11 protein-coding genes are annotated in these 15365 nt (G+C 69.7%); 3 read left to right on the plus strand and 8 right to left on the minus strand.

Annotated elements, in window-relative coordinates; translation table 11 throughout:
• Positions 1-61 precede the first annotated feature (61 nt).
• The 3 genes from JNK30_RS09475 to JNK30_RS09485 all read right to left on the minus strand — a co-directional run bounded on the left by JNK30_RS09475 (position 62) and on the right by JNK30_RS09485 (position 8190).
• The gene (locus JNK30_RS09475; protein ID WP_293481955.1) at positions 62-1849 is read right to left on the minus strand and encodes a tetratricopeptide repeat-containing sulfotransferase family protein; all 1788 of its coding nucleotides are present in this window, start codon (positions 1847-1849) and stop codon (positions 62-64) included.
• A gap of 103 nt (positions 1850-1952) precedes the next feature.
• Entirely contained in the window at positions 1953-4946 is a 2994-nt protein-coding gene (locus JNK30_RS09480) for a TonB-dependent siderophore receptor (RefSeq protein WP_293481957.1), read from the minus strand.
• A 301-nt stretch (positions 4947-5247) separates the two neighbouring features.
• A complete protein-coding gene (locus JNK30_RS09485; protein WP_293481959.1) occupies positions 5248-8190 on the minus strand; it encodes a TonB-dependent siderophore receptor in 2943 nt (980 codons plus the stop codon).
• 343 nt (positions 8191-8533) lie between these two features.
• Between JNK30_RS09485 and JNK30_RS09490 the strand changes: the two genes are divergently transcribed.
• On the plus strand, positions 8534-9061 hold the full coding sequence (locus tag JNK30_RS09490) for a hypothetical protein (RefSeq protein ID WP_293481961.1): 528 nt from the start codon (positions 8534-8536) through the stop codon (positions 9059-9061).
• A gap of 6 nt (positions 9062-9067) precedes the next feature.
• Here JNK30_RS09490 and JNK30_RS09495 read toward each other — a convergent pair whose 3' ends face one another.
• The 3 genes from JNK30_RS09495 to JNK30_RS09505 all read right to left on the minus strand — a co-directional run bounded on the left by JNK30_RS09495 (position 9068) and on the right by JNK30_RS09505 (position 12391).
• Positions 9068-10240, minus strand: coding sequence for an aspartyl/asparaginyl beta-hydroxylase domain-containing protein (locus JNK30_RS09495; RefSeq protein WP_293481963.1), 1173 nt, complete (start codon positions 10238-10240; stop codon positions 9068-9070).
• A gap of 2 nt (positions 10241-10242) precedes the next feature.
• Complete coding sequence (locus JNK30_RS09500; RefSeq protein WP_293481965.1) at positions 10243-11118, minus strand: ABC transporter permease subunit; 876 nt, start codon at positions 11116-11118, stop codon at positions 10243-10245.
• A 349-nt stretch (positions 11119-11467) separates the two neighbouring features.
• Positions 11468-12391, minus strand: coding sequence for an ABC transporter permease subunit (locus JNK30_RS09505; RefSeq protein ID WP_293481967.1), 924 nt, complete (start codon positions 12389-12391; stop codon positions 11468-11470).
• Positions 12392-12501: 110 nt separating this feature from the next.
• Here JNK30_RS09505 and JNK30_RS09510 point away from each other — a divergent pair, with 110 nt between their 5' ends.
• Positions 12502-12912, plus strand: coding sequence for a TIGR01244 family sulfur transferase (locus JNK30_RS09510; RefSeq protein WP_293481969.1), 411 nt, complete (start codon positions 12502-12504; stop codon positions 12910-12912).
• On the plus strand, positions 12909-13811 hold the full coding sequence (locus tag JNK30_RS09515) for an MBL fold metallo-hydrolase (RefSeq protein WP_293481971.1): 903 nt from the start codon (positions 12909-12911) through the stop codon (positions 13809-13811). Before JNK30_RS09510 ends, JNK30_RS09515 begins: the two co-directional genes overlap by 4 nt.
• A gap of 52 nt (positions 13812-13863) precedes the next feature.
• Here JNK30_RS09515 and JNK30_RS09520 read toward each other — a convergent pair whose 3' ends face one another.
• Together JNK30_RS09520 and JNK30_RS09525 are read right to left on the minus strand one after the other, a co-directional pair.
• Complete coding sequence (locus JNK30_RS09520; protein ID WP_293481973.1) at positions 13864-14532, minus strand: PEPxxWA-CTERM sorting domain-containing protein; 669 nt, start codon at positions 14530-14532, stop codon at positions 13864-13866.
• 196 nt (positions 14533-14728) lie between these two features.
• On the minus strand, positions 14729-15262 hold the full coding sequence (locus JNK30_RS09525) for a GNAT family N-acetyltransferase (protein ID WP_293481975.1): 534 nt from the start codon (positions 15260-15262) through the stop codon (positions 14729-14731).
• Between the last annotated feature and the right edge of the window lie 103 nt (positions 15263-15365).

A 15365-nucleotide genomic window follows, 5' to 3' on the forward strand; every position in this document is an offset into this window, starting at 1 on the left:
GGCGCGCAACGCGCGCCTTGCAGCAAGATTCGCGCAAGCGGCTGAATTCAGTGACGAACGATCACGGCCGCTGCGGCGGCGCGGGCGCCTCGGGGTAGGCGTCCAGCACCGCGCCGAGGGCCCCCTTCAGCGGTCCGAGCCAGGTCTCGAAATGGCGCCAGTGCTCGGCCGCGTCGGTGAAGATCGGCTGCCGCACCTGTTCGGAACTCGCCGTGCGGACGGCGCGGTCGTTCTCGTAGAACCTGAGGCACGCGGGCTCGAACGGCAGGCCGCAGTAGTCCAGCAGCCTCCGCACCTCGGCCTCGGGGTCGGCGACCATCCGCTCGTAGATCACCCGGTGCACGCGTCCCGGCAGCACGGCGTCGAAGTGGGCCATCAGCTCCACGTAGTCGCGGTAGTAGCGGCCGAGGTCCGCCTGGTCGTAGCTGAAGGCCTGGCCCACCGCGAAATGCTGCTTGTAGGCCGAGAAGCAGCAGCCCAGGGGGTGGCGCCGCGCGTCGATGATCCTGGCGTTCGGCAGGATGAGCTGGATCAGACCGACATGGGCCCAGTTGTTCGGCAGCTTGTCGATGAACCGGGGACGGGCGAGCTTCCGGTGGATCTGCGCCCGCGCCAGATAGTCCTCGCCCAGCCCGCTCAGCTCGGCCGGCGACAGCGCGGCCAGCACGTCGGGATAGGCGCCCTCGATCTCGCGGCGCGCCGGGCCGGCGAGCTGAGCGGCGATGTTGGGCAGGTGCGGCAGTTCGTGCGTGCCCTCGACCTGGCTGTGGCTGGCCAGGATCTGCTCGACGAGGGTCGATCCCGAGCGCGGCAGCCCGACGATGAAGATCGGATCCGGCCGGCGGCTCCCCTGCCCCGCGCGCGCCGCGAAAAAGGCCTGTCCCATCAGGGCCTTCGTCCTGCGCATCTGGGCCGTGGTCTCGTCGGCCGCGTAGTCCACCCGGGGCCGTTGCAGCGCGTTTCCGGCCTCGTAGTGCGCGAAGGCCGCCTCGTAGCGGCCGGCGTCCTCGTGCGCCTTGCCGAGCGCGAAGTGCAGCTGCAGGCGGTCGGGGACCGACAGCTCGCGGCCGAGGGTGGCCTCCATGGCGGCGACGTCCTCGGGGGCGAACCTGACCGTCTTCAGGTTGGCGAGGCTCCACCAGGCCTCGCCGAGTCCGGGATCGAGCGCCAGCGCGCGGCGGTAGGCGGCCACGGCCTCGCCCTGGCGGCCGATGGTCTTCAGGACGTGGCCGTAGCTCATCAGGGTGAGCGGCTGGTCCGGTTCGGCGTCGAGGACGGCGGCATAGGCGGCCGCAGCGCCCGCGTCGTCGCCCAGCCGCAGGAGGGAAGAGGCCTTCAGGTGGCGATAGACGGGGTTCTCCGGCGCGATCGCCAGCAGGCGCTCGGCCTGCGCCAGGCAGGCCTCCACCTTGTTCCGCCAGTTCAGCACCATGGCGTAGGCGTAGCGCGCCGAGGTCAGGTCCGGCGCGAGCGCGACACACCGGGCCAGCAGGTCCTCGGCCTCGCCGTTGCGGCCCGCCCGCGAGCAAAGATCGCCCAGCATCCAGAGCGCGTGCGCGTCGCGCGGCCGCGCGGCCAGGCGCGCCCGCAGCACGGCGTCCGCCTCGGCATACCGGCCGGCCACCAGGGCGTCGGCCGCCCGGACCAGATCCGGGTCCGAGACGGTGGCGCGCATCTCGCGTGCGTAGGCGGCGTCGGCGCCCTTGATGTCGCCGGCAAGCCTGAGCCGGTCGCCCTCGGCCCGGTGGCGGGCCGCCGCCCCGGCGTCGGCGACGGGGGCCGGCGGCGCCGCGGGCGCCGGGACGCCGCCGACGCGAACGGTGAAGCGGCCGCTCGTCCAGTTGCTCATGCGCCCTCTTACCAGGGGCCCGGCCAAAGGAAACCGGCGGCGCAAATGAATGGGGCGGCGGATTGCTCCGCCGCCCCAAGGCCGTCTCTTGGTCTGTCGCGGACTAGAAGTCGGCGGACAGGCCCAGGAACACGTAACGACCGAAGGAGTCGTACACTTGCGGCCAGGTGTTCCCGTTGCAGGGCCCGGTCGGGCAGTTCGACGAACCCGTCAGCGGCGGATCCACGTCGAACACGTTGTTGACGCCGAAGCGGAAGTTCAGGTTGTCGCGCACGGTCCACGTCGCCGTCAGGTCGATGTAGTCGCGCGAGCCCAGGACACGGTCCGACTCGTACTGGATGCCCGTGTTGTTCAGCTGCGGGTCGTTCGAGTAGGCGTCGAGCGTGGCCTTGTTGAAGTGACGCCATTGGACCGAGAGGTTCAGGCTCTTGATCCAGTCGCCGTACTCGAACGGGGTGTTCCAGGTCAGGCGGAGCTTGTGGCGCCATTCCGGACCCGGGACGCCGCAGACGGTGCCGTACAGGCCGGCGCAGTCGTAGTAGGCGTCGCCCGGCAGCGGCTTGGTCTGCAGCTTGTCGAGGTAGGTTCCGACGAACGACATGGTCAGGCCGCCCATGTTCTCGAGGCCGAGGGTCTCGAGGTCGGTGCGGTAGCCCGCGTTGAAGTCGATGCCGCGAGTGCGGAGCGCACCGGTGTTCAGCGTGGTGTTCTGCACGAAGCCCTGCGGCGACAGCCAGATCGAGCCCTGCGCGTCACGCTTCACGAGCGTGCAGAAGAACGGATCGAGCGTGTTGACGCAGCGGGTGATGATGATGTCGGCCCCGATGCCGGCGATGTAGTCCTTCACCTTGATGTCGAACCAGTCGGCCGAGAAGTTGAAGCCCGGCAGGAAGGTCGGGGTCAGCACCACGCCGAACGAGATCGTGTCCGACTTCTCGGGATCGAGGTTCGGGTTACCGCCGTTCAGGCCGTTGTACTGGTTGGCCGGGTTCGCCTCGATGGCCAGGACCTGGGCGGTCGTCAGACCGAAGGCCTGGGCGCAGCGGGCGACCAGCGGGTTGGCCGCCGTCAGGCCGGCGCAGGGATCCTGCGTGCCGTCCAGGACAACGTTCTGCGGGCTGAACAGCTCGAGCACGTGCGGCGCACGCACCGCGCGCTGGTAGCTGGCGCGCAGGCGCACGTTGTCGTCGAACTGCCAGTCGCCGGCCACCTTGTAGGTGTCGGTCGTGACGCCCGTCGAATAGTCCGAGTAGCGGTAGGCCAGCTCGATCTGGACGCGCTTGGCGAAGTCCATGTCCGTGATGACCGGGATACGGGCTTCGGCGAAGGCTTCATAGACGTCGAACGAGCCGTTCACCGGCGGCGAGGCGCCGCCCGAGCCGTTCAGGGCGCCCGACGACGACACGAAGTCGGCGGCGAAGTCCAGCTGCTCACGACGGTATTCGGCGCCGGCCGAGATGCCCACGCCCTCTTCCGACCAGGGGCTCTTCACGCCGTAGTCGGTGAGGTCGCCGCCGATCGAGAAGTTCACGACGCGCTCGTAGGTGTTGCCCTGCTGCGTCGAGGGGGTCTCGAGGTAGTCGAGCTGGGCGCGGGTGATCTGGCCGAGCTGGAAGATGTTGTAGGGCACGCAGGCCGTGTCGGTGCCGTTCACCGCCGAGACGCAGCGCGGACCCTGCGGCGTCTGGACGACGTTCAGGGCGTTCTGGATGGCGGTGGTGCGGAAGAAGCCGGTCTGGACCTGGTTAAAGGACACCCGGCCGTACTGCATGTAGAAGTCGTAGTTGAAGTTGTCGTTCAGGTCGCCGCGCAGGCCGATCACGTAGCGGTACTGCGTGTGCTGCGTCTTGCCCTGACGGCCGCCGCCTTCGACGTTCCGGCGCGCCACGATGCCCGTGAAGGTGCCGGCCGGGTTGGTGGCGCAGGTGCCGCCGCCCGAAGCCGCCGTGGCCGCGAGCAGGCCGCGCTGTTGCGCGGAGAGCAGCGGGTTGGCGCAGTTGATCGAGAAGTTGCCGGCGAAGATGCCGCCCGGCGCGATCTGGTACGTGGACGTGTCGTCCATGAACATCAGGTCGGCGTAGGCCGTGGCCCAGGGCGCGATCTCATACTGGGCGAAGGCGCCCATGACGTAGCGGTCGTCGGGACGCTGGTAGTAGTTCGACGGACCAAAGTTGTAGGTGTCGCGGGCCGCCACGCGCGGGCGGAAGGTGTTGCCCGGGCCGGTGACGTCGACCACGAAGCCGCCGACGCGGGCCGGGAAGGCCGTGCCCGAGCCGCCGCAGGTGGCGAAGTCCGGCGAGGCCGAGTTGAGGGTGCACGACGAGAAGTCGCGGTTGCCCTGCAGGATCGGCTCGACGTGACGGTAGCCGGCGTAGGCCGTGACGTTGCCCTTGCCGTCCGGCGCGTTGACGCCGATCACCAGGGTCACTTCCGAGCTCTCGCCGTCGCGGACGTTGTCCTTCGGCAGGGCGAAGAACTGCGGGCTGGCCGAGGCCGCCTGCGCACGGCTCACGACGTCGGCGACGTCGTTGTGCTGGTTGTGCTGGTAGAGGCCGTACTGCGCGTCGACGCGCACGCCCTCGAAGTTCTTCTGCATGATGAAGTTGACGACGCCGGCCACGGCGTCGGCGCCGTACACGGCCGAGGCGCCGCCGGTCAGCACGTCCACGCGCTGCACGAGGGCCGCGGGGATGAAGTTGATGTCGGCGGCCAGCGCGCCGCCGTTGGTGTTCGGCGTGCCGGGCATCAGGCGGCGGCCGTCAACCAGCACGAGGGTCCGGGTCGCGCCCAGGCCACGCAGGTTGATGGTGGCGGTGCCGGTCGAGCCGTTGGAGAGCGCCGCGCCCTGGGCCGCGAAGGCTTGCGGCAGGGTGTTGATCATGTCCTCGACGCGGGTCACGCCCTGAGCCTTCAGCTCCTGCGCGCCGATGGCGGTCACGGGGCTGACGCTCTCGAGGTTCGGCGACGGAATACGCGTACCCGTCACGACCACTTCGGAGACTTCCTCCCCGGTGTCGGTCTGGGCCATCGCTTGCGACGACAGGCCGAGCAGCGCCGCGCCACAGATCATAGAAGACGCCAGAAGGCGTTCCCGCATGGACTTGAATTTCACGGTCTGGATCCTCCAGCGGACCCGCCCCTCGGGACGGCCGCTCCCCACAAAAAGAGATCGGTCCCGGAGGCGGAGCCGCCGCCGGTTACGGCCGAGTTACGGGTGGAGGGTGACGGCGGTCAACGAACATTAGCGATCGGCAATGTTTCGGGCGCCCACCTGTCGCATTCTGGTCACAGAATGCCGCACTCCAGCAGGAATGCGGCAAGGATTCGTCAAGGAACGTGAACTGCGGGGACGGGTCGCTCGGGACGGCGCCTGTCTGCGCCGCCCCGATTCCTGACCGTTAGAATCGCATGCGGGCCCCAGCGTAGAACCGCCGGCCCACGGCGTCATAGACGTCGGGATAGGTCGTCCATCCCGTCGTCTGGCCGGGCACCAGGCCCGAGGTGCCGCCCACGAACTGGTAGTTGTCGAAGATGTTGTCCACGCCGGCGTAGATGCTGGCCTTCTCCGTCACATCGTAACGGACCTGGGCGTTGTGGAACGTCTTCGAGCTCAGCGGGACGTTGTAGTAGAAGTCGTTGACGTCCTTGGTCACCACCACGTCGCCGATGAACTGGGTGTTCCAGGCCAGCTGCAGCGGACCGCGCCGGTAGAGCAGGTCCAGCGTCCACTCGTTGGTCGGCGCGCCCACCGTTCCGGCGTCGTAGATGAAGTCCGCGCGATCGGCGCCCTTGAACGGCGTGGTCTGCAGCTTCTCAAGGTAGCCGTAGGCCAGGCTCATCGTGAGGGCGCCCTTCTCGCCGCCGTAGAGGCCGTCGAGGAAGCCCAGGTCGTTGAGGTCCTGGCGATAGCTCACCTGCACGTCCCAGCCGCGCGTGTCCGTCTCGGCGAAGTTGTCGTTCACCTGGTTGACGAAGTTCAGCGCGCCCACGGAGGGACCGGATCCGAAGCGGCCGACGGCCGAACAGAACGCGTTGCCCGTGTTGAAGCCGGCCGGCCCGTAGCAGCCCGTCAGCAGCTTGTCCTCGCTGATGGTCGCGATGCGGTCCTTGATTTTGATGACGTAGTAGTCGACCGACAGCGACAGGTTGTCGAGGAAGCCCATGCCCTTCGGGTTGATGAGCAGCCCGACGGTGTAGCTGTCGCCCTTCTCGGCCCGAAGGTTCGCGTTGCCGCCGTCGAAGCCGGTGACGCCCTGCTGCTCGATCTGGGTCAGCGCAAAGCCGCCGTCACGCGCGACGCGGGCCGCCACCGCCGGGTCGGCGAGGCAGGCGGTCGCGACCGCGTTGCCGACCGTCGCCGCGTTGACGCCGCTGCCCAGCACCGCCGAGGGGTCCCCGATGTTGGTGCGGGTGTTGAAGAAGGCCGCCTGGCCGCCCGCGGTCCGCGTGACGCCCGCGCAGGGATCATTGACGGTCGGGAAGTCCTGCGAGGCCGGCGAGTAGAGCTCCGAGATGTTCGGCGCCCGCACCGCCCGCGCGAACTGGCCGCGCAGCTTCAGCCACGAGGCGGGCTGGTACTCCACCGAAGCGGCCCACGCCTCGGTCACGCCGACGGTCGAGTAGTTCGAGTATCGGCCCGCCAGGTTCAGGTCGAGCGACTGGACGAACGGCAGGTCGGCCAGGATGGGCACGCGCAGCTCGCCGAACAGCTCGGTCACGTCGAACCGGCCGCGGGTGGGCGGCGTCGCGTTGCCCGAGGTCTGGCCGGTCTGGGTGAGCAGGTCCGGGACGTCCGCCGCACGCTCGCGGCGGTATTCGGCGCCGGCGGCGTAGCCCACCGTGCCCGCGGGCAGCTCGAACAGGTCGCCGCGCAGGAAGCCGTTGACCACGAGCTGCTCGACGAACGCGTCGCGGCTGGTCGGCACGCGCACGTAGTCGGCCGCCTGCGGGGTGATCGAGCCCGCGCCGAAGATGTTGATGGGCACGCAGCCGGCGGCCCGGGCGGCGGGGTCGCGGCACACCGCCGAGCCGTTCACGACCACCGCGTCCAGCGCGTTGCGGAACCGCACCGCGTCGATGTCGCCCGAGGACGTCTGCTCGTCGTCGGTACGGCCGTAGTTGATCGACAACTCGTAGTGGTGGGCCGGGTTGATGTCGCCCTCGATGCCGGCCACGAAGCGGAAGGTCTGGCGGTCGATGTCGTTGCCGCGGTCGCCCACTTCGGTCAGTCGGCGGCGGAAGCCCACCACCAGGTTGTCGTCGCTGACGCCCGGGTTGGCGGCGCGCGCGGCGTTGCGCACGGCCTCCGGCACCACGGCCGACAGGATCGGCACGCCGCTCTGGCAGACGCCGGTGTCGCAGAAGGCGAAGGCGCCGTAGATCTGGTCCGACCCCAGCGGCGTCGCCTCGATGTTCGAGGTCAGCTTCGAGGAGACGAAGTTCACCTCGGTGAACAGGCGGGCCTTCTCGTTGAACTCGTACGAGCCATAGGTGGCGAAGTTCCACTGCTTGAGCGGCACCTGCAGCAGGCGCGAACCCTGGCGGTTGAAGCCCAGGGCGCCGCTGTAGGGGACCAGCGTCCCCGAGGCGTCATAGGTGCGCAGCAGGCTCGACGCGCCCTCGCGCGGCAGCTCGAACACCCCCGTCGGCGTGTAGGACGAGAACAGGCCCGCCGTCTGGCTGTGGATCAGCTTGTAGTTCGCGGGATCGCCGTCGTAGTCGTCCACCGCGTCGAGGTCGAGACCCTGGTCCTTGCGGTCCTTGGCGTAGATCGAGCCGATCTGGTTGTAGCCGAGCGACGCGGTGATCGAGCCCTTGCCGTCGGCGAAGGTCTTGCCGGCGGTGACCGACACCTTGATCCGCTCGTCGTCCTCACGCTCGGAGAGGCCGTACTGGCCCGCGACGATCACGCCGTCGATGTTGCGCTTGGTGATGATGTTGACGACGCCAGCCAGCGCGTCCGATCCGTAGGTCGCCGAGGCGCCGCCGGTGACCACGTCCACGCGATCCACCAGCTCGGTGGGGATGGTGTTGAAGTCGACCACCTGCGTGCCCACCAGCCCGGCCACGAAGCGGCGGCCGTTCACCAGCACCAGCGTGCGGTCCTCGCCCAGGTTGCGCAGGTCCACGGTCGTGATGCCGTTGGCGGCGGTCTGGAAGCCGGAGTTGGTCGGGGTGATCGACGACACGCCGGCGGCCGGCAGGGTGCGGATCACGTCGCCCGTGTTGATGGCGCCGCGGGCCTCGATGGTGCGCGTGTCGATCACCGAAACCGGCGTGGGCGCGTCGAGGTTGGGACGCGCGATGCGCGAGCCCGTCACCACGATCTCGCCAACATCCACCGCGTCTTGCGCAAGAACAGGGGTCGCCGAGACCGCAGAAAGAACCGCGGTAGCCATAGTAGAGGTCAGCAAGGACTGACGCGAAAATTTCATCTGCTACGCCTAAGCTTCTTGAGGATTGGGGGAGGATTTGGCTCGGGCTTGCCGACGACCTTCTCTCCGCGTCAATTGGAAGCGAATTGCCAAGCTTTATTTGCGACGGCGTATGTCACCTCGATGTCACACATGCGCCGCGGCGCGGGACGTCGCCCCCCCGCTCCGGAAGCCGCCGTTCGGCCGCGGGCGTTGCGCGACGCGGCGGCCGTCGCGTATTGGAAGGGATGCGTCCTCGGGGTGTTCGGCGATGAGATGGGTGCTAGCGGCCGCGTTCGGCCTCAGCCTTGCGGGCGTCGCCGCGACGGCCTCCGCCCAGCCGAAGGGCGAGGCTCGCGCCGCCATCGTCCAGAAGCTGGTGGACTGCCGCAAGATCGCCGACGGCGCGGCCCGCCTCGCCTGCTACGACGACACCGCCGCGGCGCTGGACCAGGCCGAGGCCAAGGGCGACATCGTCGTCGTCGACCGCGACCAGGCCCGCAAGGTCCGCCGCCAGGCCTTCGGCTTCTCGCTCCCCTCGATCTCCCTCTTCGAGAAGGGCGAGACCCAGGAGGAGCTGGAAAACGTCTCGGGCGTCGTCCAGGCCGCCCGCCAGAACGGCATGGGCCAGTGGATCATCAAGCTGGAGGACGGCGCCGTCTGGGCGCAGATCGACAGCAACGAGGTCTCGCGGACGCCCAAGCCCGGCATGCCGGTGAAGATCCGCCGCGCCTCGCTCGGCAGCTTCCTGATGACGGTCGGCAATCAGCGGGCGTTCCGCGCGCGGCGCACGGAATAGTCCCGCTCAGCTTCCGTAGAACGCGTTCCGCGCGGCCATCATGGCGTTGATCCGCTCGCGCTCGCCCGGCTCCAGGTAGGGATTCCAGACGTCGAAGATCAGGATGACGCGCAGTTCGTCGGCGTCGTTCCAGGCCTCGTGCTCGATCGTGTCGTCGAAGACCCAGGCCTGGCCCATCGCCCAGGACCGCGTCTCGTTGCCCACCCGGAAGCGCGCCGGCCCGGGCAATACGAGCGGCAGGTGGCAGAGCAGGCGCACGTTGGTCGAGCCCGTGTGCGGCGGGATGCGCGTATGCGCATCGAGCGCCGAGAACATGGCGGTGGGCGCAAAGCCCGGCTGGTGCGCCATCGGCAGGCGGTCCAGGAGCGCGGCGGTCTTCGGGCAGGCGGCGCACACCGCCTCGTTGCGGACGCCGTCCTTCCAGAGGAACAGCGAGCTCCAGCGGCGCGAGTGGTTGAGCTCCTCCCACTGGTTCACCGGCGCGTCCGGCGGGTACTGGATGTAGGGCGCGAAGGCGTCCATCCGGGTGGCGAGCGCCGCCCGAAGCTCGCCCTGGATCGCCTCGGTCGCCGCCTCCAGCTCGGGCAGCCATGGGAACAGCTCGCGGGGGTAGAACGGGATCGCCGGCAGGCGCGGGTAGTGCAGCAGCAGCGGCTCGTGCTGATAGACCTTCCGCACCCCGGCGTAGACGCCGATCGCCTCCTCCAGCCGCTTCTGGGCCAGCTCGCTGCCGGCGCCGTCGATCGCGCCCACCTGGTCGGCCAGGTACTTCGCCAGGGCCTGCCGCGTCTCCTCCACCACCTGCCGCGCGCGGGCCAGCGGGCTCCTCAGGTTGGGCGGGAGCTGCGCCTCGGCCGGCGCCAGCTTGATGGCGTTCTCGTAGATGCGCGCCGCCACCCGCGCGCCCTCCAGCCTCTCGACCACCGCGCCCTTCGAGAGCAGGGCCAGGAAGTTGTACGGGTCCAGAGACAGCGCTTCGTCGAGCGCGGCCAGCGCCGCGGGCAGCGCGCCGCTCACGCGATGGATCAGCGCCTTCTGCATCTTCACGTGCGGGTCGAACGGCGCGGCGCGCTCGGCTTCCTCGACGCTGCGCAGGGCGCCGGTCGGGTCCCCGCGCTGCATGGCCGCCACCGCGTCGGCCAGGTGTTGCTGCGGTGATGTGGACTGCCCCCCGGCCATCCTCACCTGTCCTTGGGATCGATGGCGTCGCGCAATCCGTCGCCGATGAAGTTGAAGCACATGAGCGTCACGATCATGACCAGGGACGGGAACACCAGCAGCCAGGGCGCGAGCTCCATGTCCGAGGCGCCCCCCGCGATCAGGACGCCCAGCGACGCCATCGGCGGCTGCACGCCCAAGCCGAGGAAGCTCAGGAAGCTCTCGGCGAGGATGACAGCGGGAATGGTCAAGGTCACGTAGACGACCACCGGTCCCAGCAGGTTCGGGACGATATGCCGCGCAACGATCGCCGTTCGGCCAAGACCGGCGGCGCGGGCGGCCTCGATGAACTCCTTGTGCTTCAGCGTCAGGGTCTGGCCCCGCACGATGCGGCTCATGGTCAGCCACTCGACCGCGCCGATGGCCACGAAGATCAGCACGATGTTGGACCCGAAGGTCACCATCAGCAGGATGACGAAGAAGATGAAGGGCAGCGAATAGAGGACGTCCACCGCCCGCATCATGACCTCGTCCAGCTTGCCGCCGACGTAGCCGGCGGTCGCGCCCCAGGCGACGCCGATGACCAGCGAGACCAGGGTGGCCACGGCGCCGATGGCCAGCGACACCCTCAGCCCCGTCAGCAGCCGCGCCAGCAGGTCGCGGCCCAGGGCGTCGGTGCCCAGCAGGTGGCCGTTCGTCAGCGGCGGCAGCCAGACGTCCTCCTTGTTCACCTGGTCGTAGGTGAAGGGCGTCAGGGCCGGCCCGACCGCGGCGGCCAGGACCAGCAGGGCCAGCACGACCATGCTCGCGACCGCAGCCCGGTTGCGGAAGAGCCGCCGGCGCGCGTCATCCCACAGGCTGCGGCCCTTGATGGCCGGCGCGGTCACCGAGGCCGTCACGCTGAAGCTCCCGCGCCGGCGCGGCGCGCCGAAGACGTCATCGGCCGGCCGGTCGAGCCGCCCTCCACAGTCCTCCCCCGCAGGGGGAGGGGGACCGCCGAAGGTGGTGGAGGGGGGCTGTCCGCGGCGCCAGCGACCCCTCCACCCTGCGGCGCAGGGTCCCCCTCCCCTTGCAGGGGAGGACCAGGGCGATGGTCGGCCACGATCCGGGTCGGCGCTGGATTTCCCCAGGTCCTCCCCCGCAGGGGGAGGGGGACCGCCGAAGGCGGTGGAGGGGGTCTATCCGCGACGGAAGGACCTCTCCACGCGCGGCCCTCGGACATCGCAGCCGTTCGAGGGAGCGAAGGCCTCATGCCAGCCTCACCCGCGGGTCCAGGGCCGCGTAGAGCAGATCGGCGAGGAGGTTCAGGACCAGGATCAGGGCGGCGTAGAAGATGACCATGCCCATCACGACCGTGTAGTCCCGCTGCAGGCCGCTGATGACGAAGAACTTCCCGAGGCCCGGCAGGTTGAAGATCTTCTCCACCACCAGCGAGCCGGTGATCAGCCCGGCGCACGCCGGACCCAGGTAGCTCACGAGCGGCAGGATCGCCGCCCGCAGCGCGTGCTTGCGGACGATCAGGCTCTCGGGCAGGCCCTTGGCGCGCGCGGTGCGGATGTAGTTCGCGCTCAGCACCTCGATCATCCCGGCCCGCGTGAGCCGCGAAATGATGGCGATCTGCGGCAGCGCCAGCACGGTGACCGGCAGGACCAGGTTCGCCAGCGCCCCGTCGTTCCAGCCCGCCGTGGGGAACCACCCCAGCTTCGACGCCAGGGCCAGCACCAGCAGCGGCGCGGTCACGAAGGTGGGGATGCAGACGCCCAGGATCGCCACCGCCATCACCAGGTTGTCCGCCGTCCGGTTCTGCCGCAGCGCCGCGATGACGCCCAGGCTGATCCCGATGATCGAGGCCAGGGTAATCGCCGCCACCCCCAGCTTCAGCGAGGGCTCGTAGTTCTCCTTCAGGATGTCGAGGACGCTCTTGTCGCGGTACTTCAGCGAAGGACCCAGGTCGCCGCGCGCGACGCCGGCCAGGTAGTCCAGGTACTGCTCGCCCAGCGGCTTGTTCATGCCGTACTGCGCCAGCACGTTTGCCTCGATCTCGGGCAGCAGCTTGCGGTCGGAATCGAAGGGACTGCCGGGGGCGGCGCGCATCATGAAGAAGGCGGCCGTGATCACCAGGAACAGCGTCGGGATCGCCACGAGGAGCCGCCGGCCGATGTATCGCAGCATGGCGCTCGAGAAGCCTTACCCCGGAAGAGCCACGCGGCCCGGACGTTGCGAAACTTCCACCCACCCCCGATGATGTCAACGAACCCCTGTTCTCCGGTAAGGCCATCCGCATGAGCGACTTCCGACGCGTCACCGACGACTTCACCACCGCCCCCCAGATCAGCGTCGCCGACGTCGACGAGGCCGCCCGGCTGGGCTTCCGCACGATCATCAACAACCGCCCCGACGGCGAGGCGCCCGGCCAGCCCCCCAGCGCCGAGATCGAGGCCGCCGCCAAGGCCGCCGGGCTCGCGTACTTCCACGTCCCGGTGGTCGGCGGCCCGACCCAGCCGCAGGTCGAGGCCGTCGGCCGCATCCTCGAGACGGCGGAACGGCCGGTGCTCGCTTTCTGCCGCTCGGGCACGCGCTCGATCGTCACCTGGTCGCTGGTCCAGGCGCAGTCCGGCGCCCGTCCCCGCGACGAACTGGTGCGCCTGGGGCGCGACGCCGGCTACGACCTCTCCGGGGTCCTGGGCGGATGAGCATCCCCTACGTCCGCGAGATCGACATCGAGTACGGCCGCTGCGACCAGGTCTCGCCGCTGATCCGGCGCGTCACGGCGAACAACCCCGGCCCGTTCACCTTTCGGGGGACCGGCACGTACATCGTGGGCAAGGGCCAGGTCGCGGTGATCGACCCGGGCCCCGACGACCCGGCCCACCTCGAGGCCATCCTGAAGGCGGTGGAGGGCGAGACGGTCAGCCACATCCTCATCACCCACCACCATTCCGACCACTCGCCCCTGGCCGGGCCGCTGAAGGCCCGCACCGGCGCGCCGGTCTACGGCTGCGCGGTGGCGGCCCACGACGCCGACGATGGGGGCGTGAAGATGGAGGCCGGCCACGACCTCGCCTTCTCGCCCGATGTCAGCCTCTGCGGGGGCGGCCAGGTCATCGAGGGCGCCGGCTGGACGATGGAGGCCATCGCCACCCCCGGCCACACCTCCAACCACATCTGCTTCGCCCTGCGCGAAGAGAACGCCTGCTTCACCGGCGACCACATCATGGGCTGGTCGACGACCGTCATCACGCCGCCCGACGGGGACATGACCGACTACCTGGCGAGCCTCGCGGACATCCGCCGCCGGAGGTTCGATGTCATGTGGCCCACCCACGGCCCGCCGATCCGCGACGTGGACGCCTTCATCCAGGCCTATGCCGACCATCGCCAGGAGCGTCTGGACCAGCTCACGACCGCGCTTGCGGCGGGCCCGGCGCGCATCAACGAGCTCGTCCCGCGCCTCTACGCCGACGTCGATGCGCGCCTGCATCCGGCCGCCGCCCGCTCGATGCTGGCCGGGATGATCCACCTGGTGCGCGCGGGCGTCCTGGCGGCCGAAGGCGCGCCCGGGCCGGACAGCGTCTACCGCCTCGCCAAATGAAAACGCCGGCCCGCGAGGGCCGGCGTCTCACAGTCTCGGTTGTCGCCGGCCGTCAGGCCGTGACGGCCCGGCGCCGCCGCAGCGAGGCGCCGGCCAGGCCGAAGCCGCCGATCATCAGCGCCCAGGTCGCCGGTTCCGGCACCGCGCCGCCGCCGTCGCCCGTGTAGGTGAAGATCACCTTCTCGTAGTCGCTCGAGCTGTTGAGGAAGTCGATCGCGCCGATCCGCCAGCCGCCGTTCATGGCGCCGCCGCCGGTGTGCCAGCACAGGCGCTGGTTCACGGTCGGGCCGGTGCCGAACGAGGTGCTGTCCTGGATGTCGCAGCTGTTGAGCGAGACGGACGAGCCGCCCGGCGCGAAGCCCCAGGAGTAGTTGTTGCTGAAGTACCACTCCACGCCGTTGGCGTTGTGCGTGTTGTTGCTGCCGCCCGTGTTGAACGTCACGTCGGACGTGGCCGCCTGGGCCAGGACCAGCAGCGTGTCGCTGCCCGTGGCGCGACCGGCCAGCATCAGCCGCGAGCCGGCCGAGCACCCGCTGAGGATCGAGCTGATCGACGTGCCGTTGGCGCCGTAGGCCTCGGAGTAGCATTCGCTCCAGCCGCCGCCGAGGACGGTGGATTCGTTCACGTTGTTCTGCACGCCGAACGGCAGATAGTCGGCGGCCTGCGCCGCGGACGAAATCGCCGCGAGCCCCGCAGCGATGGCCAAAGCCTTGAACTTCATTGGATTACCCCCTGTCTCACCCCGATCCGAACCTATTTCGAGATCAACGTTCGCGGAACTTTATTCTCCCGTTGAGGGAAATTGCCGCGGACGCGCACGCCTGAGAGGCAACTAATGCGCCAGCGTTCAGGTCCGGGCCGGCGGGTCGACGTGCTGGTGGGCGTGCGTAGCCAGGGGAGATCTGCGGACCCCGCCTTCATCCCCCCGCCCGAGCCAGCGCCTTCTCCAGCACCAGGAACCTCAGGTCGTCGCGCGTGGGCCGTCCGAAACGGGCGTCGCCGTAGGGGAACGGCTTCTCCTCGCCCGTCGGCGCATAGCCGCGGCGGCTGTACCAGGCGATCAGCTCGTCGCGCTGACGCAGCACCGACATCTGCATGCGCGCGCCGCCGCGGGCCGTCGCCCAGGCCTCGGCCGCGCCCAGGATCTCGCGCCCCAGGCCGCCGTCCTGCCGCGCGGGGTCCACCGTCAGCATCGACAGGTACCAGACGCCGTCGCCCTGATCGTCCAGCCGCACGTGCCCCACCCGTGCGCCCGCGCCGTCGCGCGCGACCAGCAGCACCGCGCCGGGCGCGGCGAGATCCTCGGCGAGGAGCGAGGCGTCGATCCGCTGGCCCGCCACCAGCGACTCCACCTTCCACCCGGTCTGGCCCTCGGCCTGGCGATACGCACGGTTGGTCAGCGCGATGACCTCCCCGTGCTCTTCGGTCGTGGCCTCGGTCAGTCGGATCACTCTGGAGCCCCGCCCCTCCCGGCGAAGGCCGGGATCCAGATGCACACGGAGGTCGGCCCTAAGCCTTTTCCGCCACCTGCGCGGTCGGCAGGACGTAGTCCTT

This window comes from Phenylobacterium sp. (assembly GCF_016793225.1).
In the GTDB taxonomy this organism is placed as follows: domain Bacteria; phylum Pseudomonadota; class Alphaproteobacteria; order Caulobacterales; family Caulobacteraceae; genus Phenylobacterium.

Coding starts and splice junctions, on each gene's coding strand:
- JNK30_RS09495 (WP_293481963.1), bottom strand. CDS start 10,240: ATGGCCGGGGGGCAGTCCACATCACCGCAGCAACACCTGGCCGACGCG.
- JNK30_RS09505 (WP_293481967.1), bottom strand. CDS start 12,391: ATGCTGCGATACATCGGCCGGCGGCTCCTCGTGGCGATCCCGACGCTG.
- JNK30_RS09480 (WP_293481957.1), bottom strand. CDS start 4,946: ATGCGGGAACGCCTTCTGGCGTCTTCTATGATCTGTGGCGCGGCGCTG.
- JNK30_RS09510 (WP_293481969.1), top strand. CDS start 12,502: ATGAGCGACTTCCGACGCGTCACCGACGACTTCACCACCGCCCCCCAG.
- JNK30_RS09475 (WP_293481955.1), bottom strand. CDS start 1,849: ATGAGCAACTGGACGAGCGGCCGCTTCACCGTTCGCGTCGGCGGCGTC.
- JNK30_RS09515 (WP_293481971.1), top strand. CDS start 12,909: ATGAGCATCCCCTACGTCCGCGAGATCGACATCGAGTACGGCCGCTGC.
- JNK30_RS09490 (WP_293481961.1), top strand. CDS start 8,534: ATGAGATGGGTGCTAGCGGCCGCGTTCGGCCTCAGCCTTGCGGGCGTC.
- JNK30_RS09520 (WP_293481973.1), bottom strand. CDS start 14,532: ATGAAGTTCAAGGCTTTGGCCATCGCTGCGGGGCTCGCGGCGATTTCG.